At 43.0% G+C, this 19,657-nt stretch carries 21 protein-coding genes; 9 read left to right on the top strand and 12 right to left on the bottom strand.

From position 1 onward, the window contains the following. Nucleotides 1–6: 6 nt before the first annotated feature. Nucleotides 7–426, bottom strand: coding sequence for a hypothetical protein (locus ACO6S0_RS15400; RefSeq protein ID WP_422349209.1), 420 nt, complete (start codon nt 424–426; stop codon nt 7–9). Nucleotides 427–611: 185 nt separating this feature from the next. Between ACO6S0_RS15400 and ACO6S0_RS15395 the strand changes: the two genes are divergently transcribed. Together ACO6S0_RS15395 and ACO6S0_RS15390 are read left to right on the top strand one after the other, a co-directional pair. Beyond that, nucleotides 612–1,364 (top strand): glycerophosphodiester phosphodiesterase, encoded by a 753-nt coding sequence (locus tag ACO6S0_RS15395; RefSeq protein ID WP_422349208.1) that lies wholly within the window; start codon nt 612–614, stop codon nt 1,362–1,364. Continuing rightward, nucleotides 1,364–2,638, top strand: coding sequence for an NAD(P)/FAD-dependent oxidoreductase (locus tag ACO6S0_RS15390; protein ID WP_422349207.1), 1,275 nt, complete (start codon nt 1,364–1,366; stop codon nt 2,636–2,638). Before ACO6S0_RS15395 ends, ACO6S0_RS15390 begins: the two co-directional genes overlap by 1 nt. Before the next feature lie 3 nt (nt 2,639–2,641). Here ACO6S0_RS15390 and ACO6S0_RS15385 read toward each other — a convergent pair whose 3' ends face one another. Both ACO6S0_RS15385 and glpK read right to left on the bottom strand, forming a co-directional pair. Then, entirely contained in the window at nt 2,642–3,370 is a 729-nt protein-coding gene (locus ACO6S0_RS15385; protein ID WP_422349206.1) for an MIP/aquaporin family protein, read from the bottom strand. Nucleotides 3,371–3,404: 34 nt separating this feature from the next. Continuing rightward, nucleotides 3,405–4,901, bottom strand: coding sequence for a glycerol kinase GlpK (gene glpK / locus ACO6S0_RS15380; protein ID WP_422349205.1), 1,497 nt, complete (start codon nt 4,899–4,901; stop codon nt 3,405–3,407). 71 nt (nt 4,902–4,972) lie between these two features. Between glpK and ACO6S0_RS15375 the strand changes: the two genes are divergently transcribed. Continuing rightward, on the top strand, nt 4,973–5,506 hold the full coding sequence (locus ACO6S0_RS15375) for a DUF1697 domain-containing protein (protein ID WP_422349204.1): 534 nt from the start codon (nt 4,973–4,975) through the stop codon (nt 5,504–5,506). Here the strand turns inward: ACO6S0_RS15375 and ACO6S0_RS15370 are convergent. After that, the gene (locus ACO6S0_RS15370) at nt 5,503–5,976 is read right to left on the bottom strand and encodes a TspO/MBR family protein (RefSeq protein WP_422349203.1); all 474 of its coding nucleotides are present in this window, start codon (nt 5,974–5,976) and stop codon (nt 5,503–5,505) included. The genes ACO6S0_RS15375 and ACO6S0_RS15370 overlap by 4 nt on opposite strands. 92 nt (nt 5,977–6,068) lie before the next feature. Here ACO6S0_RS15370 and ACO6S0_RS15365 point away from each other — a divergent pair, with 92 nt between their 5' ends. From ACO6S0_RS15365 to ACO6S0_RS15340, 6 genes are all read left to right on the top strand, one after another. Continuing rightward, nucleotides 6,069–7,163, top strand: a complete 1,095-nt coding sequence (locus tag ACO6S0_RS15365) for a diphosphomevalonate/mevalonate 3,5-bisphosphate decarboxylase family protein (RefSeq protein ID WP_422349202.1) — start codon at nt 6,069–6,071, stop codon at nt 7,161–7,163. A gap of 128 nt (nt 7,164–7,291) precedes the next feature. Continuing rightward, a complete protein-coding gene (locus ACO6S0_RS15360; RefSeq protein WP_422349201.1) occupies nt 7,292–8,230 on the top strand; it encodes a mevalonate kinase family protein in 939 nt (312 codons plus the stop codon). Nucleotides 8,231–8,241: 11 nt separating this feature from the next. Continuing rightward, on the top strand, nt 8,242–9,147 hold the full coding sequence (locus ACO6S0_RS15355; protein WP_422349200.1) for a geranylgeranylglycerol-phosphate geranylgeranyltransferase: 906 nt from the start codon (nt 8,242–8,244) through the stop codon (nt 9,145–9,147). Further along, the gene (locus ACO6S0_RS15350; protein WP_422349199.1) at nt 9,147–10,097 is read left to right on the top strand and encodes a carbon-nitrogen hydrolase family protein; all 951 of its coding nucleotides are present in this window, start codon (nt 9,147–9,149) and stop codon (nt 10,095–10,097) included. Before ACO6S0_RS15355 ends, ACO6S0_RS15350 begins: the two co-directional genes overlap by 1 nt. 230 nt (nt 10,098–10,327) lie before the next feature. Continuing rightward, nucleotides 10,328–11,167, top strand: coding sequence for a pseudouridine synthase (locus ACO6S0_RS15345; RefSeq protein WP_422349198.1), 840 nt, complete (start codon nt 10,328–10,330; stop codon nt 11,165–11,167). 8 nt (nt 11,168–11,175) lie between these two features. Further along, entirely contained in the window at nt 11,176–11,622 is a 447-nt protein-coding gene (locus ACO6S0_RS15340; RefSeq protein ID WP_422349197.1) for a hypothetical protein, read from the top strand. 6 nt (nt 11,623–11,628) lie between these two features. On the opposite strand, the gene argH is transcribed toward ACO6S0_RS15340, so the two are convergent. The 8 genes from argH to ACO6S0_RS15300 form a co-directional block, all read right to left on the bottom strand. After that, complete coding sequence (gene argH, locus ACO6S0_RS15335; protein WP_422349196.1) at nt 11,629–12,918, bottom strand: argininosuccinate lyase; 1,290 nt, start codon at nt 12,916–12,918, stop codon at nt 11,629–11,631. Nucleotides 12,919–13,018: 100 nt separating this feature from the next. Next, complete coding sequence (locus tag ACO6S0_RS15330) at nt 13,019–14,089, bottom strand: M20 family metallo-hydrolase (RefSeq protein ID WP_422349195.1); 1,071 nt, start codon at nt 14,087–14,089, stop codon at nt 13,019–13,021. Further along, complete coding sequence (argB, locus tag ACO6S0_RS15325) at nt 14,086–14,865, bottom strand: acetylglutamate kinase (RefSeq protein WP_422349194.1); 780 nt, start codon at nt 14,863–14,865, stop codon at nt 14,086–14,088. The genes ACO6S0_RS15330 and argB overlap by 4 nt, the downstream gene beginning before the upstream one ends. Before the next feature lies 1 nt (nt 14,866). Continuing rightward, entirely contained in the window at nt 14,867–15,619 is a 753-nt protein-coding gene (locus ACO6S0_RS15320; RefSeq protein WP_422349193.1) for an SDR family NAD(P)-dependent oxidoreductase, read from the bottom strand. A gap of 1 nt (nt 15,620) precedes the next feature. Beyond that, nucleotides 15,621–16,559 (bottom strand): acetylornithine carbamoyltransferase, encoded by a 939-nt coding sequence (locus ACO6S0_RS15315; protein WP_422349192.1) that lies wholly within the window; start codon nt 16,557–16,559, stop codon nt 15,621–15,623. Next, entirely contained in the window at nt 16,556–17,317 is a 762-nt protein-coding gene (gene proB, locus ACO6S0_RS15310; protein WP_422349191.1) for a glutamate 5-kinase, read from the bottom strand. Before proB ends, ACO6S0_RS15315 begins: the two co-directional genes overlap by 4 nt. Before the next feature lie 4 nt (nt 17,318–17,321). Next, entirely contained in the window at nt 17,322–18,518 is a 1,197-nt protein-coding gene (locus tag ACO6S0_RS15305; RefSeq protein ID WP_422349190.1) for a glutamate-5-semialdehyde dehydrogenase, read from the bottom strand. Continuing rightward, nucleotides 18,515–19,642, bottom strand: coding sequence for an aspartate aminotransferase family protein (locus tag ACO6S0_RS15300; protein ID WP_422349189.1), 1,128 nt, complete (start codon nt 19,640–19,642; stop codon nt 18,515–18,517). The genes ACO6S0_RS15305 and ACO6S0_RS15300 overlap by 4 nt, the downstream gene beginning before the upstream one ends. Nucleotides 19,643–19,657 lie beyond the last annotated feature (15 nt).

Genomic DNA, 19,657 nt, shown 5'->3' with positions numbered 1-19,657 from the left:
TTATCGTTATTCCTTAGCGGCTGTTTTTTGATAAACCAACGCGATAACCACACCTGTTACCACAAAGTAAACCAAGGCCAAAACAAAGTCCATTAAATGACCGGTTAAATCCATCATGTTGGCAGTGGCATACTGGATTAAAGCTGTTCCCAGTCCAGCAAAAAGTCCTATCCAGGCACCAAATTGTGCACCTTCCTTGGCGCTGTGGTGGCCTCTGGCCCATTTACCATAAAGATTGCTCAAGGCAAACGCTGAAACAAGATTTCCCAAAATGATAAAAACAAAATCGGGTTCTTCCTTAAAGATGTTCGTAATAACATGACCTTCCATAAGACTCTCTGCCGCAATTCCCCATAAGAGGTATCCAAGCAGAAACATAACAATTGTAGCTACTACTGTAGCCAGTAAATTGGATTTTGAAAACATGCGAGCTAATTTATTGGTTATTAATATGATAAAAATATTAAAATAAATTTAACATATTGACAAAATGTGACATCCAAAAATGTTGAATACATAATTTCAATGCTTTTTTGTAGGATTTTATTGAACATATTTACTGCTAAAATTTCATTTTCAAATCGTATTTTTAGCTATTAAAATGACTTAGAATGAAAAAAACTTTACTATTGCTTTCTTTTACAATTTTTCTAATCAATAGTTGCGGAATGATTGAATCCAATCCCTTGGTCATAGGTCATAGGGGAGCTATGGGCCACGAAACTGAAAACACCTTGGCTTCTGTGCAAAAAGCATTGGATTTGGGTGTTGATATGATTGAAATTGATGTGTTTAAAATCAAGAGTGGCGAGATAGTGGTTTTCCATGATGAAAGGGTGGAGCGACTTTCCAATGGGGGAGGCAACATAGAGGAATATAATGTTGTGGATATGCAGCAGCTTATCTTGGATGGCAACCATCGTATTCCCATGCTTCAGGATGTGCTCAAATTGATCAATAACCAGGTGGCACTAAATATAGAGTTAAAGGGTGCAGATACAGCTGATCGAGTAAACTTCATCACCGACTATTACATAAGGGAAAGAGGTTGGGCCGCCAATAACATCCTTATTTCCAGTTTTAGATGGGATGAGTTAAGGGAAATTAGAAGATTGAACCCAAATGTGCAGATTGCAATCCTTACAGAGGACGACCCCTTGGAAGCAATTCCCGTGGCCAAAGAACTAAATGCTGTTGCCATCAATCCCAATTTTAAATCCCTAACAGAAGAAAATACATCAGAGATGCAAGGTGAGGGATTCAAAGTCTATACATGGACAGTAAATGAACCTTCGGATATTGTGAAAATGAAGACGTTTGGAGTGGATGGCATCATCACAAACTATCCGGAACGGGTACATTAATGTACGATGTAATCATTGTTGGAGGGGGTGCCGCAGGCTTCTATGCTGCAATTCATATTGCTGGGCTTGACCCTACATTGAAAATTGCCATTTTTGAAAGAGGAAAAAATGTGCTCTCTAAAGTAAAAGTTTCAGGCGGGGGAAGATGCAATGTGACCCATGGTGAATTTTCTCCAAGGGAGCTGATTCTCAACTATCCAAGAGGTAAGAAAGAATTATTGGGCCCTTTCCATGTGCATGGACCTGGCGATGTCATGGAATTTTTTGAACAAAGGGGCGTACCTCTCAAAATTGAGGAGGATGGTCGTGTTTTTCCAGTTAGTGATGATTCCCAGACCATTATAGATTGCTTGGTTACCGAAGCCCAAAAATTGGGTGTGCAAGTATTGAAAAATAGTGCGGTAAAGCAACTTTCAAAACTTCAAGATAACGGAAGATGGCAGGTGACCACCATGAACAAACATTACCAAGGCAAAAGCCTGCTGGTTACCGCTGGGAGCAGTCTCAAGGCATGGAGATTTTTGGAAGAATTGGGACATACCATTGTTCCCCCTGTTCCATCCTTGTTCACCTTTAATATTCGGGATTCCAGATTGGCCGAAATCCAGGGAGTAAGTACTTTTGCTTCAGTACAGGTGCCTCCCAAAAAGCTATTTTCCTCCAAGGTGGCCCTAAATCTAAAAAGTGCTCCAAGGGAAGAACCGGTGCTACAAGCAGAAGGCGATGTGCTTGTGACCCATTGGGGGCTAAGTGGTCCGGCCGTATTAAGGTTATCAGCTTGGGGAGCCAACATTCTGAACGAATACCAATACAATTTTAAGATCAAGATCAACTGGACTCCGGAATACACTTTGGGTTCCATGGAAGGATTTCTTAGGGAAATCAAGGAAGTGGAGGCGAGAAAAACGGTAATTCGAACAAGAGCCGTCAATCTTCCCAAAAGGCTTTGGGCCAAATTGGTACATGCCGCAGGAATAGAGACCAATGTAAGATGGGCTGAGGTGACCAAGGAAATGTTGCAAAATCTGGCCAAGGAACTTACAGAGGGCACCTATAGGGTAATTGGCAAAAGTACCTTCAAAGAGGAATTTGTTACGGCAGGCGGTGTTGATCTCAAAGAAATCAACTTTAAGACTTTTGGAAGCAAAATACACCCTAACCTTTACTTTGCCGGGGAAATTATCAATGTTGATGCCATTACCGGCGGCTTTAACTTTCAAAATGCCTGGACCGGTGCTTATATTGCCGCCAAAGCCATTGGTTCCAAAAAATAACTGTTAAGCGAGAGCGATGGCCAATCCGGCTGCCACAGCGGCACCCAAAATGGGGCCAACAATAGGTATCCACGAATACCCCCAACCATTAGATCCTTTATTTTTTATGGGAACCAAGGCATGAATAATTCGAGGGCCCAAATCCCTCGCAGGATTTATCGCATAACCAGAAGTACCACCCAAGGAAAGTCCAATGCCCCAAACAATCAGGGCAACAGGGAGGGCGCCAAGAGAGCCAAGACCAATTATGGTGTTATCCGAAGTATTTGTCGCATCCGTGAAATAAAGTACAGCAAATATTAAAACAAAAGTGCCAACAAGTTCACTAAATAGATTTAGAGCCGTGTTGGGAATGGCCGGTGCGGTACAAAAAACACCACGCTTGGTAGCGCCTTCTTCCGTGGCGTCAAAATGCTTCTTGTTGAGTATCCACACAATAAATGCTCCCAACATAGCTCCAACAAGTTGGGCGATTAGGTAACTGGGAACATCATAAATGGAGAATTCACCGGCCAACGCAAGTCCAATGGTAACCGCAGGGTTCAGATGCGCACCGCTGTGAGGGCCTGCTACGACCACCCCTGTGTATACAGCCAAGGCCCATCCAGTGGTTATTACGATCCATCCGGAACCGCTACCATATGTTTTTTGAAGGGATACGTTGGCATTAACGCCACATCCCATTAGGATTAAAAGAAAGGTTCCAACAATTTCAGAAATAAAAGGAGTCATATATAGTGGGTTGGTTATTTGTTAGGATTGAGTTTTAAGCTTCGTTTGCCCAATATTCCAAAGCTCTTATGGCTTTGTACCAGCCTTTAATTTTTTGGTCAATGGTTTCTCGTTCCTTCGAAGGTTTAAAATGAACATCGGTCTGCCAAATATCTTGAATTTCTTCGGGACTTTTCCAATAATTCACTGCCAATCCAGCTAAATAAGCAGCACCCATTACCGTGGTCTCAACCACCTTGGGTCTTACCGTAACGGTATCCAGTACATCTGCCTGGAATTGCATCAATAGGTTATTGACCGTTGCACCACCATCAACCCTAAGTTCATTTATGGTAATCCCGGAATCGGCTTCCATTGCTCTTAGAATATCCATGGTCTGATAGGCAATGGAGTCCAAGGCGGCTCTGGCAATATGTGCATCCGTGCTACCACGGGTCAAACCGAATACTGTACCTTGCGCATGCTGGTTCCAATAGGGCGCCCCCAAACCTGCAAAAGCAGGAACAAGGTAAACGCCGTCAGAGTCCTTCACGGAACCCGCCAATTGTTCCACTTCGGAAGAGGTCTTAATGATGTTGAGACTATCACGTAGCCATTGCACCACTGCACCAGCTATAAACACACTGCCTTCTAGGGCATAGGTGGTTTTCCCATCAATTTTCCAGGCTACCGTTGTCAGCAAGTTTTTTTTGGAAACAATAGGTTGGTCCCCAATGTTCATCAGCATAAAACAACCTGTTCCATAGGTATTTTTTACCATACCCTCCTGAGTACACATTTGCCCAAACAAAGCCGCCTGCTGATCGCCCGCAATCCCCGCTATCGGAATTTTGGACGCAAAAAAGTTGGGACTCGTGTACCCATAAACCTCGCTGGATTGCTTTACTTGGGGAAGCATTTCTTTGGGAATGCCAAAGAGCTCCAATAGTTCTACATCCCAATCCATGGTATTGATATTGAACAAAAGGGTGCGTGAAGCATTGGTTACGTCTGTAATGTGCAAGTTGCCCTCCGTCATTTTCCAAATGAGCCAAGTATCAATGGTACCCATTAACAGATTTCCGGATTTGGCTTTCTCCCTGGCACCGTCCACATGATCCAGAATCCATTTCACCTTGGTCCCTGAAAAGTAGGAATCAATGACCAATCCAGTTTTGTTTCTGATCATTTCTGATTTCCCCTGGGACTTTAGCTCGTCACAATATCCGGCAGTTCGTTTGTCCTGCCAAACGATGGCGTTGTAAATAGGCTCCCCCGTTCGCTTGTCCCAAACTACTACAGTTTCGCGTTGGTTGGTAATTCCTATGGCCGATATTTGTTCCGCTTTCAATCCCTTCTGGCTAACAGCTTCTGCAGCCATCCCTGCTTGGGTAGCCCAGATTTCCTTTGCGTCGTGCTCCACCCAACCTGGTTTCGGGAAAATCTGTGTAAATTCTTTTTGGGCTACTGCTACAATGGTGCCCTTTTTATCAACTACTACAGCTCTGGAACTCGTTGTTCCCTGATCTAGGGCTAAGATATATTGGTCCATACGTTTTTTTTTTGATGCCCCTGAATTTAGTAAAATAAATCTGTGTAGTTTCGATATGCATATTAAGAAAGATGAAAACTTTTATCGTACTCCTTAGGGGAATCAACGTGGGTGGTCAAAAGAAAATAAAGATGGCAGACTTAAAGCAATGCCTTACCCTAGCTGGATTTCAAGATGTAGAAACCTATATTCAAAGTGGAAATTTAAGTTGTCGGAAGGAAGGTCTTACGGCAAAAGACGTTGAAATTGAAGTGCATAAGGCAATCCTAAAACATTTTGGGTTTGATGTACCTACCTTGGCCCTTACCAAGGAGGAACTACAACTAATAATAGATCAAAATCCCTTTGCGGAGGAAGAGGAAAAGAGCCAGTATTTTGTGTTGCTCAAGTCCGAACCAGAGAAAGATTTAGTAGATAGTTTTAATCTACTCCATTTTGAAAATGAAGCGTTTCAAGTGAACCATAACTGTGTGTATCTCTGTTGTAAGGCAGGCTATGGGAAAGCCAAACTCAGCAACAATCTCATTGAAAACAAGCTGAAGGTTCAGGCCACAACCCGAAATTATAGGACGATGATGAAGTTACTGGAAATGGCTCGATCCTAATTCAGTTCCCAAATTTTGTAATTAAGAAGGGTGGCAAAACAAACCCAAAGAAGATAGGGAACGAGCAAGAAAGAAGCCAACTTGCTTACTACACGGAACCACTTGATCGTTAGCGCGATCAGGGTCAGAAGAACCAAAATGACCAAAAAGGCCCAAAACGGATTTTTAAGTCCAAAGAAAACAATACTCCAAAGGGCATTGAACAAGAGCTGGAATCCAAAATGATATAGGGCGGTCTTTACCCAAATATGATGAAACCCTTTGGACCAAACAATGCCGGCAGCTACTCCCATGAGAATATACAATATGGTCCAAACCGGGGCAAATATCCAATTTGGGGGATTAAAACTGGGCTTGTTGAGCCCAAGGTACCAATCATTGACGGAGCTTTGGGTGGCAAAACTGGACAGAAAACCTATCAACAAACAAATTAGAACGGATAGGATTATATAGGTCAGTTTTTTTTTCATGGCAGTGGCATTCCCAACTAAAATAAGAATTTATTTAAATCCAAGTCCCTGTAACCCCCTGCACTCCATTATCTTTGCCAAAAGTTTTTTGAATGACCGAAAAAGACTTTCTGCCAAAACATTCTGAAGCTCTACCCGAATTGGGAAAAGTTGCATGGAAAGCACCCAGTAACATTGCGCTTGTTAAATACTGGGGCAAGAAGAAAAATCAAATCCCGGCCAACCCCTCCATTAGTTTTACCTTGGATGCTTGTGCCACAAGGACCACACTTTCATATCAAAAAAAGGAGACAACTTCCAAGTTTTCGTTTGACTTGTATTTGGATGGCAAACCCAAGCCCGATTTTAAGCCTAAAATTGAGGTGTTTTTTGATCGTATTGCCGAATATGTGCCCTTTGTGAAAAAATATCATTTCGTGATAGAGACTTCCAATTCCTTTCCCCATAGCAGTGGTATAGCGTCCTCCGCCAGTGGAATGGCAGCTTTGGCATTGTGTCTGATGGACTTGGAGAGACAAATCCAGCCTCAAATGGATCCTACTTTTTTCATGAGAAAAGCCTCTTTTTTGGCTCGATTGGGCTCGGGAAGTGCCTGTAGAAGCTTGGAAGGCGATTTGGTGGTGTGGGGCAAACACCAAGCTATTGAAGGAAGCAGCAATTTGTTCGGTTTAAGGTACCCATATAAAGTCCATGATAATTTTAAACAGTACCATGACACCATTTTACTGGTAGATAAGGGCGAAAAACAGGTAAGCAGCACCGTGGGTCACAATCTAATGCACGGACATCCATTTGCTGAAGAGCGGTTCAAACAGGCTTATCAAAACTTGACTTCTTTGCAGTCTATTTTGGAATCAGGGGATTTGGAAGAATTTGTAAAGGTGGTAGAAAGCGAGGCGCTGACCCTGCACGCCATGATGATGAGCAGCAACCCTTATTTTATTTTAATGAAACCGAACACTTTGGAAATCATCAATAAGATATGGGGTTTTAGAAAGGAAACCCGAATGCCGGTTTGCTTTACGTTGGACGCAGGGGCCAATGTGCATGTGCTTTATCCAGAGTCCATCAAGCAGAGTGTCATACAATTCGTTCAGGATGAATTGGTTGCCCATTGCGATAACGGACACTATATTTGTGATCGAATTGGGACGGGAGCCAAAAAATTAATCATCTCTAAAAAGTAATCAAGCGAAAATTTTAGCGTTATTTGTCCTGAATTTGGCGAATAATGCCGGATTTCAACGGAAAAATCATTTTGTTTAACCAATTTTGTGTTGAATTAAACAAAATAGTTTGTACTTTAGATGCAACCATGAAAGGACCTCTTTTTTATTCTAAGATTTTACTATTTGGGGAGTACGGAATCATCAAGGATTCCAAGGGGCTTTCCATTCCCTATAACTTTTTTAAAGGTGCCCTGAAGACCGATCAAAACCCTGCACCATCTGCAAAACAATCCAATGAAGGCCTTAGGGCGTTTGTAGGGTATTTGGGCGAGTTGGAGAAAAAGGAAAAGAATTTGGTTTCTTTTGATTTGGAGGCGTTGGAAAGGGACGTGAACCAGGGAATGTATTTTGACAGTTCCATCCCACAAGGTTATGGAATAGGAAGTAGCGGGGCCCTTGTTGCCGCTATCTATGATAAATATGCCAACAATAAGATTACAGTTCTTGAAAATCTTACCCGGGAAAAATTGTTGAAGCTGAAAACCATTTTTGGTTTGATGGAATCCTTTTTTCATGGTAAATCCTCGGGCCTGGATCCGTTGAACAGTTATTTGAGCTTACCCATCCTCATCAATTCCAAAGACAATATTGAATCCACCAGCATACCCTCCCAAAACACAGAAGGGAAAGGTGCGGTATTCTTATTGGATAGCGGTATTACTGGAGAAACTGCCCCCATGGTGCAGATTTTCATGGAGAAAATGAAGCAGGAAGGTTTCCGAAACATGATCAAAGATCAGTTTGTAAAACACACGGATGCCTGTGTGGAAGATTTCCTGAACGGAAATATGAAATCCCTGTTTGGAAATCTAAAACAGCTATCGCATGTGGTTTTGGATCATTTTAAACCCATGATTCCTTCCAAATTCCACAAACTTTGGCAGCAAGGAATTGAGACCAATGATTACTACTTAAAACTCTGCGGTTCTGGAGGTGGAGGTTATATTTTGGGTTTTACCCAGGATTTGGATAAAGCCAAAAAAGCACTCAAGGGATACAATTTGGAAGTTGTTTACAACTTCTAACCACAATCGTCATGCTTAGTAGAAGAAATAGACTCTTGCTTTTTAAGCTGTTGAGTTTGTTTTCTGTGGTACGCGGGTACAATATTTTGGTCATTACCCTGGCCCAATACTTAGCTTCGATTTTTATTCTTTCCCCTCAAACCAGCTTACGGGAAGTTGTTTTGGACCTAAATCTATTTTTGATAGTGACCGCTTCGGGCTTGGTCATTGCTAGTGGCTATATCATCAACAACTTTTACGATGCTGAAAAAGACTTGATTAACAAACCCCGGAAAAGTATGCTGGATAGATTGGTGAGCCAGCGATTTAAGCTCACTACCTACTTTATCCTGAATTTTCTGGCGGTGCTGGCGGCAAGTTATATTTCGTTTCGGGCGGTTTTATTTTTCTCAAGCTACATTTTTGGCATTTGGTTGTATTCCCATAAGCTTAAAAGGGTTCCCTTGCTTGGGAATCTGGTTTCTGCATCCTTGGCCATCGCTCCTTTTTTTGTGGTTTTTGTGTACTATGGCAATTTTGAAACGGTCATATTCGTACATGCCCTATTCCTCTTTCTGTTGATTTTGGCCCGTGAAATGATCAAGGATCTCGAAAATATGGCAGGGGACATGGCCCAAAATTATAAGACCATCCCCATTCTTTATGGCCCAAAAGTGTCCAAGGTCATTATTGGTTTTCTTATTGTTTTAACCTTGGCGCCAGCCTTGTTGTTGATCAAAAGTTTTGACGTGGGATACATGTATTTGTATTTCATGGCATGTATTGTTCTGTTGGGACTTTTTATCATTTTGTTATGGGGGGCTCGTGGCAAAAAGCACTATGTTTGGCTGCATAATATTCTAAAGTTCATCATTGTTTCCGGAGTGATCAGTATTTTGTTGATTGATGTGGACTTAGTTATAAACCGAATTTTGTGATGGAAAATCAATTAAAGGTGGCATTGGCGCAAATAGCCCCTGTTTGGCTGGATAAAAAAGCTACCATCCAGAAAATTGAAGCAACCATTCTGGAAGCAGCCAAGGAAAAATCGGAACTGCTGGTTTTTGGCGAAGCTTTCCTGCCTGGATATCCCTTTTGGTTGGCGTACACCGAAGGTGCTGCATGGGACTTAAAAGTCAACAAAGAACTGCATGCCCATTACGCTCGAAATTCCATTCAAATAGAAGCAGGGGAATTGGATTCCATTTGCACATTGGCGAGAGAAAACAATATAGCTCTGTATTTGGGAATGATGGAACGCGCCAAGGATCGTGGCGGACACAGTTTGTACTGTTCATTGGTTTACATTGACCCAAATGGGGAAATCAAATCCGTGCACCGAAAATTACAGCCTACCTATGATGAACGGCTCACCTGGGCACCTGGTGACGGCAATGGATTACAAGTCCACCCGCTGAAACAATTTACGGTAGGCGGACTTAATTGTTGGGAGAATTGGATGCCCTTACCCAGAACGGCTCTTTATGGTCAGGGAGAAAATCTGCATGTGGCGGTATGGCCCGGAGGGTTGCACAATACCAAGGACATTACCCGTTTTATTGCCCGTGAATCGCGGAGTTATGTCATATCCGTTTCCTCTTTGATGACCAGTTCAGATTTTCCAAAGGAGACCCCTCACTTGGATAAGATTTTGGAAAAAGCGCCCAAGGTTTTGGCCAATGGAGGCAGTTGTATTGCTGGCCCAGACGGCGAATGGATTGTGGAACCCATTGTGGACCAAGAAGGCTTGATTTATCAAACTTTGGACTTTAATAGGGTTTATGAAGAACGCCAAAACTTTGATCCTGTTGGCCATTATTCCCGCCCTGATGTGACCAAGCTTTCCGTCAATAGGGAAAGACAATCTACGGTAGATATTAGGGATTAGGCACAGTTCAATTCTAGTCTTTTGGCTATGAATGTCTGGTCGAGCGCAGTCGAGACCTTTTAAGGTCTTGACTTTTAATGACCTCTCGACTGCGCTCGAGGTGACGTTTGGCAATATTTTATTGAAAATCTACTGTCCTAATTATTCAAGGCATTTTCAGGGCTTCAGAAAAGGAATAGAACTTGCTCAACAGAAAGAGGTTATATACTTTTGCAAAAAATTTACGACTGATGCCGAAATCAGACAATCCACGAAATAGGAGATCCTCTCAAAAACCTGGGAGCAATAAAGGAAAACCGTTTGCCAAAAAATACGGTTCAAAGCCTAAAGCGCATACCCCACCAAAAAAATCCAACCCCAACGAAATCCGTTTGAACCGCTATGTGGCCAATGCCGGAATTTGTTCCCGAAGGGAAGCAGATACCTATATAGCCGCGGGCAGTGTTTCGGTAAATGGGAAAGTGATTACAGAAATGGGCTATAAAGTGAAACTCACGGATGATGTGCGTTTTGATGGAAGAAAGCTCAATCCTGAAAAGAAGGAATACATCCTCTTGAACAAGCCCAAAAACTTTATCACCACTACTAACGACGAAAAAGGAAGACGGACCGTGATGGAGCTGGTATCCAGTGCATCCAAAAATCGATTGTTGCCCGTTGGACGGTTGGATAGAAATACAACAGGATTGTTGTTGTTCACAAACGATGGGGATTTGACCAAAAAACTGACCCATCCTACCCATGGGGTTCGGAAAATTTACCATGTACATTTGGACAAAAGTTTGAACCTTTCTGATTTAAGAAAAATAGAGGCAGGCTTGGAGTTGGAGGATGGAGCGGTAGAAGTGGATGACGTAAGCTATATCCAAGGTGCTCCAAAAAGGGAAGTCGGGATTCAAATCCATAGCGGTCGTAATCGGATTGTACGTCGGATTTTTGAACATTTAGGTTACCACGTCACCAAATTGGACCGGGTTGTTTTTGCGGGATTGACCAAAAAGGATTTACCCAGAGGCCATTGGCGCCATTTAACGGAACAAGAGGTGGTGAATTTGAAGATGATTAAGTAAACGTTCTTTTGAATAGCATCAAGGAAAAGGCACATCTTGTATTTTGGATATTGGGAATTCTCCTAATCGCCTTACAAGTTTTGTTTACAGTGGTCTATCCACAAGCAATCCTGGATTTAAATATTCATGATACCTACATTATCATCGCGTGTGCCCATTTGTTCAATGTACTGGGAACATGGTTTATTCTTTGCGGAGTTGGGTATTGGATTCTAAAGCTCAGAATGATAGAAATTTTTGGCTGGATGTTCTGGCTTCATTTGATTTTCACTGTACTTTTTCCGTTAAGCTTTGCAACAACCAATATGGATATAAAACCAACCATGGAAAATTTTAGGATGATACAGTATATTGAATCCCTCTGGTTTTTCGGATTGATATTATTCGTTGTTGGTCAAGGACTTTATTTCCTGAACATTTTTATCTCAACCCTTAAAAGGGTGAAGTCAAGATAAAATCCACTAGATGGAAGAGCGTACTTTTTCCATTTTCTCTTTGATTTCCTCCAAACATAAATTCCCCAAACTACCCTCATGGGTATGTTGGATATCCCTTTTGGGTTTAAAATTTCCATTCTCAATGGCCTGTCCCATGGTTTTGTACGCATCCCGGAAGGGCATTCCACTTTTGACCAGCTCATTCAATGTGTCCACACTAAACAGATAATCGTATTTGGGGTCATCCAGGATGTTTGGGTTCACTTGGATTTCTTTTAAGCTAAAAATGGTCATTTCCAAACATGCTTTAATATCCTGAATGGCAGGAACAATGCCCTCCTTCACCAACTGTAAATCCCTATGGTAACCACTGGGGAGATTGTTGGTGATCAAGGTCAGTTGGTTGGGCACTGCCTGAATTTTGTTGCACTTTGCTCGAATCAATTCAAAAACATCAGGGTTTTTCTTGTGGGGCATGATACTACTACCCGTGGTCAGCTCATTCGGAAATGAGATAAAATCGAAATTCTGGCTCATGTACAAACAGATGTCCATGGCCAACTTGGAGAGCGTAGCGGCCACACTGGAAATGCCAAAGGCGGTGGCCTTTTCAACTTTCCCACGACCCATTTGGGCTGCAACTACGTTGTATTTCTGGGTCTCGAATCCCATTTCTTTAGTGGTAAAAGTCCGATCTATGGGAAAGGAACTACCATAGCCGGCTGCACTTCCCAAGGGATTTTGGTCGGCAATCCTGTAAGCAGCTTGGACAAAATACAGATCATCCACCAAACTTTCTGCATAGGCCGAAAACCAAAGTCCGAATGAGGAGGGCATGGCAATTTGCAAATGCGTATAACCCGGCAGCAATATGGATTTGTGCTTTTCTGCAAGCTTGATCAAAAGGTCAAAAAGGGATTTCACCTCATTCTTAATTTCACGGAGCTCATTCTTTAAATACAGTTGCATGGCCACCAAAACCTGATCGTTCCTTGACCGTGCGGTATGGATTTTCTTCCCGGTATCCCCCAGTTTCTCGGTAAGTAGGAATTCAATCTTGGAATGCATATCCTCAAAATCATCCTCAATGTTGAAGGTTCCTTTATCAATGGATTTGGCAATAGCACCCAATTCCTTTACCAAGGCTTCTGACTCTTCCTTGGAAATCAAGCCTACTTGAGCCAACATGTTGGCGTGGGCTTTGGATGCGATCACATCGTATTTTGCCAACAGCAAATCCAATTCCCGATCGTTGCCTACGGTAAAATGGTCAATTTTTTTATCGGTACTAAAGCCTTTGTCCCAGAGTTTCATAGTTTCGTTTTTGTCATTCCCACGAAAGTGGGAATCTTATTAATGAGTTCTCGACTGCCTGCTTGTCGGCAGACATGGTGCTCGAACTGACATTTTAATTTCATTGTAAAAATCCTTTTAGGATTTTGATATATAGGTCAATTCCTTCCTCAATTTCATTCACATAAATAAATTCATCTGCGGAGTGGGAACGAGTACTGTCCCCCGGACCCAATTTTACGGATTGACAAGTCAATGCTGCCTGATCGGACAGCGTGGGTGATCCGTAGGTTTTTCTACCCAAGGCGATACCGCTCTTTACCAAATCGTGTTTGGGATCAATGGAAGACGAATTCAATCGCAATGATCGAGGCGTCATTTTACAGGGGGCTTTCCGCTGCAACAAATCCGCAACTTCCTGATTGGTGTATCTATCATTGACTCGCACGTCCACTACCAAATCCACCTGGGCCGGAACCACATTGTGCTGCTTCCCTGCATTGATTTGGGTCACGGTCATTTTTACCTCTCCCAGAGCATCCGAAACCTTGTCAAAAGTGTAATTTTTGAACCAGTTTAAAACATCAATGGTATTATAAATGGAATTGTTGGTATTGGGATGGGCCGCATGGGAAGGGGTTCCCTCCACCACGGCATCAAAAACCACAAGTCCTTTTTCGGCAATGGCCAAATCCAATAGGGTAGGTTCGCCAACAATGGCCACATCAATTTTGGGGAGAATAGGTAATAATCCCCTAAGACTTTTTTCTCCGGCACTTTCCTCTTCTGCTGTTGCCGCCATAATGATGTTGTGGCTTAGATTTTCGGCTTCATAAAAGTGCACAAAAGTAGCCAAAAGGGAAACCAAACAGCCCCCGGCATCATTACTGCCCAAACCATAGAGCTTTCCGTCCTCCACATGGGGATGAAAAGGGTCTTTGGTATAAGCCGAATTGGGTTTTACGGTATCGTGGTGTGAGTTGAGGAGCAGGGTTGGCTTGGCCTCATCAAAATACTTGTTGAAAGCATAGACATTATTGACTTGCCGTTCTGTTTTTACCCCAAAATCTTGGAGCCAAGTCTCGATGGCATCGCCAGTTTTATCCTCCTCTCCTGAAAATGAGGGGATGGAAATGAGTTGCTTCAGCAACTCAATTGCTTTTTGGGTCAACGTTAACTGATCGGTTTTCATAGGGTCAAGGTCGTAAAATTTGAGTTTGTTGCATCCAGCATGGTATGGTTTCCAATACAGACTTGTTTTACCTCATTTTGAAGGGCATGGAAGCAGTTGTGCATTTTAGGTAGCATCCCATCGGCAATGATTCCCTCTTCCAATAAGGTTGCATAGATTTTAGAGTTGATGTGTTGAATGACCGAATCCTCATTCTCAATACTTCGCAGAACACCTTGTTTCTCAAAACAATAGAACAAGGTAGTCTCAAAAAGTCCTGACATTCCAATGGCCAGTTCGGCGGCAATGGTATCGGCATTGGTATTGAACAATTGTCCTTTGCCATCATGGGTCAGTGCACAAAAAATGGGAGTGAACCCCGCTTGTAACAGCTTAAAAATCCCATTGGAATTCACGCCATCCACATCGCCAACCCATCCAAAATCAACTTCTTTTACAGGTCTTTTATGGGCTTGGATGGCATTTGCATCCGCCCCACTCATTCCAATGGCATCGGTTCCACGGGACTGCAGTTGGGCCACAATCTTTTTGTTGACCAATCCGGCATACACCATAATGGCCACATCCAAACTTTGAGTGTCGGTAATTCTCCTGCCATTGATCATATGGGCCTCTATGCCCAGTTTGTTCCCAATTTCGGTGGCCTTTTTTCCTCCCCCATGTACCAAAATTTTATGCCCCTCCATTTTGGAAAAAAGAGCCAAAGTTTGGGCCAGTTGGTTTTGATCTTCAATGACATTGCCCCCGATTTTTACTATGGAAAGTTTTTCACCCATTTTATGTATTTATAATTCCACCATCAATGGTCATTGCCGAGCCCGTTATCCAGGAGGAATCTTCCGAAACCAAGAACAGTGCCAATTTGGCAATATCTTCTGGAGTCCCCAATCGCTTGAGCAAGGTGGCATTTTTGGCATCTTCCACTGCTACTTCAGGCTGATCAAATGCTTTTGCCGAATCCCAAATCAGAGGGGTGTCCACAGGGCCAGGACAGATGGCATTTACCCTGATTTTTGGTGCATATTCCACGGCCAATTGCTTCATCAACCCTAGGGATGCCGCTTTAGAAGCACAATAGGCCGGATGGTTGGGAAAACTCTTAAAAGCGGCAATGGATGCATTGATCAATATATTTCCTCCTTCCCCCTCTTGTAAATAGGGAATGGCAAATTTGGAGCAATAAAAGATGGAACTCAAGTTGGTGTCGATAGTCTCACGCCAAGTTTCAACGGAAAGGTCCACCACATTTCCCAAACCAAGAATCCCAGCATTCAAGGACAAAATATCCAACCTTCCAAATCTGTCCATGGCAGTTGTCACCAATTTTTGGTTGTAAGCTACATCATTTACATTACCAGGGACAAAGACGCTGTTTTCCAGTTGTGCTGCCAATTGGTTCCCTCGCTCCAAATTGCGACCCGATAAGATCAAAGAGGCACCTGCTTTGTGGTAGGCTTCTGCAATTGCCTTTCCCATCCCACTGGTTGCTCCAGTTACAATACCGACCTTGTTCTTAAGCTTTAGTTCCATTTTATTGGGATTCAAGAATTTTCTTTAAAACAATTTGTGCCGAATACGTCCTGTTGTTGGCCTGTTCCACCACCAAGGATTGATCACTGTCCAACACAGCATCGGCTACCACCACATTTCTTCTGACAGGAAGACAATGCATAAATTTGGCCGTGCCAAGTTTTGCTTGGGTCAACATCCAATTGGGGTCTTGGGAAACTACTTTTCCATAATCCGAATAGCTACTCCAATTTTTCACATAAACAAAGTCGGCATTTTCCAAGGCTTTATCCTGATCATATTCAATCTGACACCCACTGGTGATTTCAGAGTTTAGTTCATAGCCCTTAGGGTGGGTGATCACAAAATCCGCATCCTGTAATTTCATCATTTCCACAAAGGAATTGGCCACGGCATGAGGCAATGCTCTGGGATGTGGGGCCCAAGAAAGTACAACTTTGGGCTTGGTTTTGGTGCCAAACTCTTTTAAAGTGATGGCATCTGCCAATGCCTGCAATGGATGACCCACCGAACTTTCCATGTTAACTACAGGAACGGTGGCATACTTTTTAAATCCGCTAAGTACCACCTCGGCCTCGTCCAATGCTTTGTTTTCCAGACCAGCAAAAGCTCGGATGGCCACAATATCACAATATTGGGACACTACTTGGGCAGCTTCTTTGATATGTTCGGCTTTGCCTTGGTCCATGATTGTTCCATCCTCAAATTCCAGTTGCCAACCTTCACTACCGAAATTCATAACCATCACCTCCATTCCCAAGTTTATAGCGGCTTTTTGCGTACTCAAGCGCGTACGAAGGCTGTTATTGAAAAAAAGGAGACAAACAGTTTTGTCTTTACCCAGGGATTTAAATTTGATCGGGTCTTTTTTCAATTCGATGGCCTCGGCAACCCCTGCCTCTAGGTCTTCAATATCGTGAATGCTCAAATAATGCTTCATACCTTGATCTTTGTAAAGTGGATTTTGTCCTGAAAACTATCCATGATGAAATTATCTTTCAGTCCGTTGACAATCCATGTTTCTATTCCTGCTTTTTGTGCAATACTGGCGGCCTCAATTTTAGATTGCATGCCTCCTGTTCCGTGGGAAGATTTGACACTGCTTACCTCTTTTCCCAAATCGGTAATGGAAGCAACTTCTTGAATCGTTTCAGGGAGCTTTCCATCCAAGGATTCTTTGGTGTAAATGCCATCTGTATTGGTTGCAATCAACAGGAGGTCCGCTTTTAGAAAGGCTGCGGTAAGGGCGGCCAATTTATCATTGTCCCCAAATTTGATTTCATCCGTGGCCACAGTATCATTTTCATTGATGATGGGGATTACATCATTGGCCAACAATACGTTGATGGTGTTCTCAATGTTCACTCTGGCTTTTTCATTTTCCAAATCGGAATAGGAGAACAGACATTGGGAGGTGAACAATCCCAATTCCCTAAAACTCTCCTGAAAAATATGCATCAAACGGGGTTGACCAATAGCGGCCAATGCCTGTTTTACATCAATTTCCTGTCCATTGTGCTCCAGTTTAACAAATTGCTTGGCGGTGGCGATGGCGCCTGAAGAGACCAGAATAAATTCATATTCCTCTTTCAGCAAGGCAATTTGCCTACCGATATCCTCAATCTTGCCCCTGGAAATCTGATTGGTTTCCTTGGTGAGCGTATTTGAGCCAATTTTTATGAGAACCCTTTTCTTCATCGCATTATCTGGTTTGGCCGTTTCCTTTAATGTACCATTTATTGGTGACCAAATGGGTTAATCCAAGAGGGCCTCTTTGGTGTAATTTATCCGTGCTTATGGCCAATTCCCCAGCTAGGCCAAATTGTCCGCCATCGGTAAAACGGGTAGAAGCATTGTGGTAAACTGCAGCCGAATCCACCGATTCCATAAATAGGGAAGCTTCTTCTCGGTCTGAGGTAATTATGGTTGCCGAATGTCCTCCACTATGGGTGTTGATTCGTTCAATACTGTCCTCTAATCCTGAAGTTTCGCCCAACACGATCTTGTAATCCAAAAACTCCTCTTCCCATATTTTCTCATCAGTTATGACTTCGGTATCTCCATGTTGCGAGATGGCCTTATCCGAATAAATAGCAACCTGTTTATTTTTAAGTGTGTTGATCAATTCGGAAACGAAAGCCTCCTTGTTAGGCAGTTCTTGATCAATAAGCACCTTGTCCAATGCATTGCATGCCGATATTTTGGCAATTTTGGCATTGACAATGATATCTGTGGCCATTTGGGTATCTGCGGTTTTGGCCACATACAAAAAGTTGTTGCCCCTACCGCTCACAATCACTGGGCATTTGGCATGTGCTTTTACAAATTGAATCAATCGTTCGCCACCTCTGGGGACAATCAAATCGATTTGCTGATCTGGGTTGGCCAAGAAATCTTGGGTTTCTTGTCGGGAATAATTTAGGTAAGTGACCCAATCCTTGGAACATTCATTTTCTTCCAATGCCTGATGCCATAACTCCACCAGCACCAGATTACTTCGTAGGGATTCCTTTCCCCCTTTCAGCAAGATTTTGTTGCCCGACTTGAATGCGATTCCAGCAGCTTCAATGGTTACGTCAGGTCTGGATTCATAGATGATCATAACGGTACCAAAAGGAGCAGTTCTATTGCTCACCTGCATTTGGTTTTCATGGGTAAAGGCATAAAGCTCAACGCCAATGGGGTCAGGTTGCGAAGCCAATTCTTCCAACGATTGGATCATCCCAGTAACCTTCGCCTCATCCACTTTTAGACGGTCCGCCATGGCCAAATCCCCACCATCGTAGGCATTTAAATCTTCTGAGTTGGCCGCAATCAGCTTTTCGACCTGTTCCTGTATCAGTACGCCCATTCGCTGCAAAACGGCATTTCGCTTTTCTATATTCAAAAGTAAACTCATGTCAATTCTGCTTTTAAGGCATCAAAAAACAAGTCAATTTGATTTTTGGTGATATTTAGTGCAGGTAAAAACCGCAATATGTGCTTGTCCTTGGCCCCGCCTGTAAACACTTTTTGATTGTAAATCATGTTTTTTCTGAGCGAAGCCACTTCAAAGTCAAACTCCAGACCCAACATAAGACCTCTTCCCTTGACATTTTTCACTGCAGGAATTTCCTTGGCCTTCTCCAGAAAATAAGTCCCTAGTTCAGCTGCGTTTTGGGTTAAATGCTCCTGTTCCATCACTTCCAGCACGGCCAAAACTGCGGCGCATGCCAGATGGTTGCCTCCAAAGGTGGTGCCCAATAGTCCATAAGAAGCTTGGAAGGACTCATGAATCAACACTCCCCCAACCGGGAATCCGTTCCCCATGCCTTTGGCAATGGAAATAATATCGGGTTGGATATTGTGGTGTTGAAAAGCGAAGAATTTCCCGCTCCTTCCAAAACCACATTGCACTTCATCCGCTATCAGAACCACTCCATTTTGCTTGCATTTTTCAGCCACAAACTGAAGGAATGGGGTGGTGGGTTCGTCCAATCCGCCCACGCCTTGGATGGTTTCCAAAATAACGGCGCAATAATCTCCATGTTCAATGGCTTTTGCAAAGGCATCAGCATCGTTTAAAGGAAGAAAGGTGACTTCTTGTTGCTGATTGATTGGGGCATTGATATTTGGATTGTCCGTTGCCGCCACAGCAGCGGAAGTACGTCCGTGAAAGCCATTCTTAAACGCAATAACCTTAGATTTTCCGGTATGAAACGAAGCCAGTTTTAAGGCATTTTCGTTGGCCTCCGCACCAGAATTACACATAAACAGCTTGTAATCCGAACATCCGGATAGTTGGCCCAATTTGTCCGCCAATTTTTGCTGAAGCGGATTTTGGACCGAGTTGCTATAAAATGCCATATTGTCCAACTGCTCTTTCAATCGCGTTACATAATGCGGATGGGTGTGCCCTATTGAAATCACGGCATGTCCACCATAGAAATCGAGATATTTTTGACCCTTGTCATCAATGACCTCAATGCCCTTGGCCGAAACCGGAGTTACATCATATAGGGGATATACGTCAAATAGTTCCATTTTTGTTAAGTTGTC

Source organism: Flagellimonas sp. (assembly GCF_965233845.1).
GTDB lineage: Bacteria > Bacteroidota > Bacteroidia > Flavobacteriales > Flavobacteriaceae > Flagellimonas.
This window is presented reverse-complemented; position numbering and strand designations above follow the sequence as displayed.

Excerpts from the sequence above, each read along its gene's own strand:
- ACO6S0_RS15370 (WP_422349203.1), bottom strand. The coding sequence starts at position 5,976 with ATGAAAAAAAAACTGACCTATATAATCCTATCCGTTCTAATTTGTTTG.
- ACO6S0_RS15305 (WP_422349190.1), bottom strand. The coding sequence starts at position 18,518 with ATGAGTTTACTTTTGAATATAGAAAAGCGAAATGCCGTTTTGCAGCGA.
- ACO6S0_RS15400 (WP_422349209.1), bottom strand. The coding sequence starts at position 426 with ATGTTTTCAAAATCCAATTTACTGGCTACAGTAGTAGCTACAATTGTT.
- ACO6S0_RS15330 (WP_422349195.1), bottom strand. The coding sequence starts at position 14,089 with ATGAAAACCGATCAGTTAACGTTGACCCAAAAAGCAATTGAGTTGCTG.
- ACO6S0_RS15320 (WP_422349193.1), bottom strand. The coding sequence starts at position 15,619 with ATGGAACTAAAGCTTAAGAACAAGGTCGGTATTGTAACTGGAGCAACC.
- ACO6S0_RS15345 (WP_422349198.1), top strand. The coding sequence starts at position 10,328 with ATGCCGAAATCAGACAATCCACGAAATAGGAGATCCTCTCAAAAACCT.
- ACO6S0_RS15395 (WP_422349208.1), top strand. The coding sequence starts at position 612 with ATGAAAAAAACTTTACTATTGCTTTCTTTTACAATTTTTCTAATCAAT.
- proB (WP_422349191.1), bottom strand. The coding sequence starts at position 17,317 with ATGAAGAAAAGGGTTCTCATAAAAATTGGCTCAAATACGCTCACCAAG.
- ACO6S0_RS15355 (WP_422349200.1), top strand. The coding sequence starts at position 8,242 with ATGCTTAGTAGAAGAAATAGACTCTTGCTTTTTAAGCTGTTGAGTTTG.
- ACO6S0_RS15360 (WP_422349201.1), top strand. The coding sequence starts at position 7,292 with ATGAAAGGACCTCTTTTTTATTCTAAGATTTTACTATTTGGGGAGTAC.
- ACO6S0_RS15385 (WP_422349206.1), bottom strand. The coding sequence starts at position 3,370 with ATGACTCCTTTTATTTCTGAAATTGTTGGAACCTTTCTTTTAATCCTA.
- ACO6S0_RS15315 (WP_422349192.1), bottom strand. The coding sequence starts at position 16,559 with ATGAAGCATTATTTGAGCATTCACGATATTGAAGACCTAGAGGCAGGG.
- glpK (WP_422349205.1), bottom strand. The coding sequence starts at position 4,901 with ATGGACCAATATATCTTAGCCCTAGATCAGGGAACAACGAGTTCCAGA.
- ACO6S0_RS15350 (WP_422349199.1), top strand. The coding sequence starts at position 9,147 with ATGGAAAATCAATTAAAGGTGGCATTGGCGCAAATAGCCCCTGTTTGG.
- argH (WP_422349196.1), bottom strand. The coding sequence starts at position 12,918 with ATGAAACTCTGGGACAAAGGCTTTAGTACCGATAAAAAAATTGACCAT.
- ACO6S0_RS15390 (WP_422349207.1), top strand. The coding sequence starts at position 1,364 with ATGTACGATGTAATCATTGTTGGAGGGGGTGCCGCAGGCTTCTATGCT.
- ACO6S0_RS15375 (WP_422349204.1), top strand. The coding sequence starts at position 4,973 with ATGAAAACTTTTATCGTACTCCTTAGGGGAATCAACGTGGGTGGTCAA.
- ACO6S0_RS15365 (WP_422349202.1), top strand. The coding sequence starts at position 6,069 with ATGACCGAAAAAGACTTTCTGCCAAAACATTCTGAAGCTCTACCCGAA.
- argB (WP_422349194.1), bottom strand. The coding sequence starts at position 14,865 with ATGGGTGAAAAACTTTCCATAGTAAAAATCGGGGGCAATGTCATTGAA.
- ACO6S0_RS15300 (WP_422349189.1), bottom strand. The coding sequence starts at position 19,642 with ATGGAACTATTTGACGTATATCCCCTATATGATGTAACTCCGGTTTCG.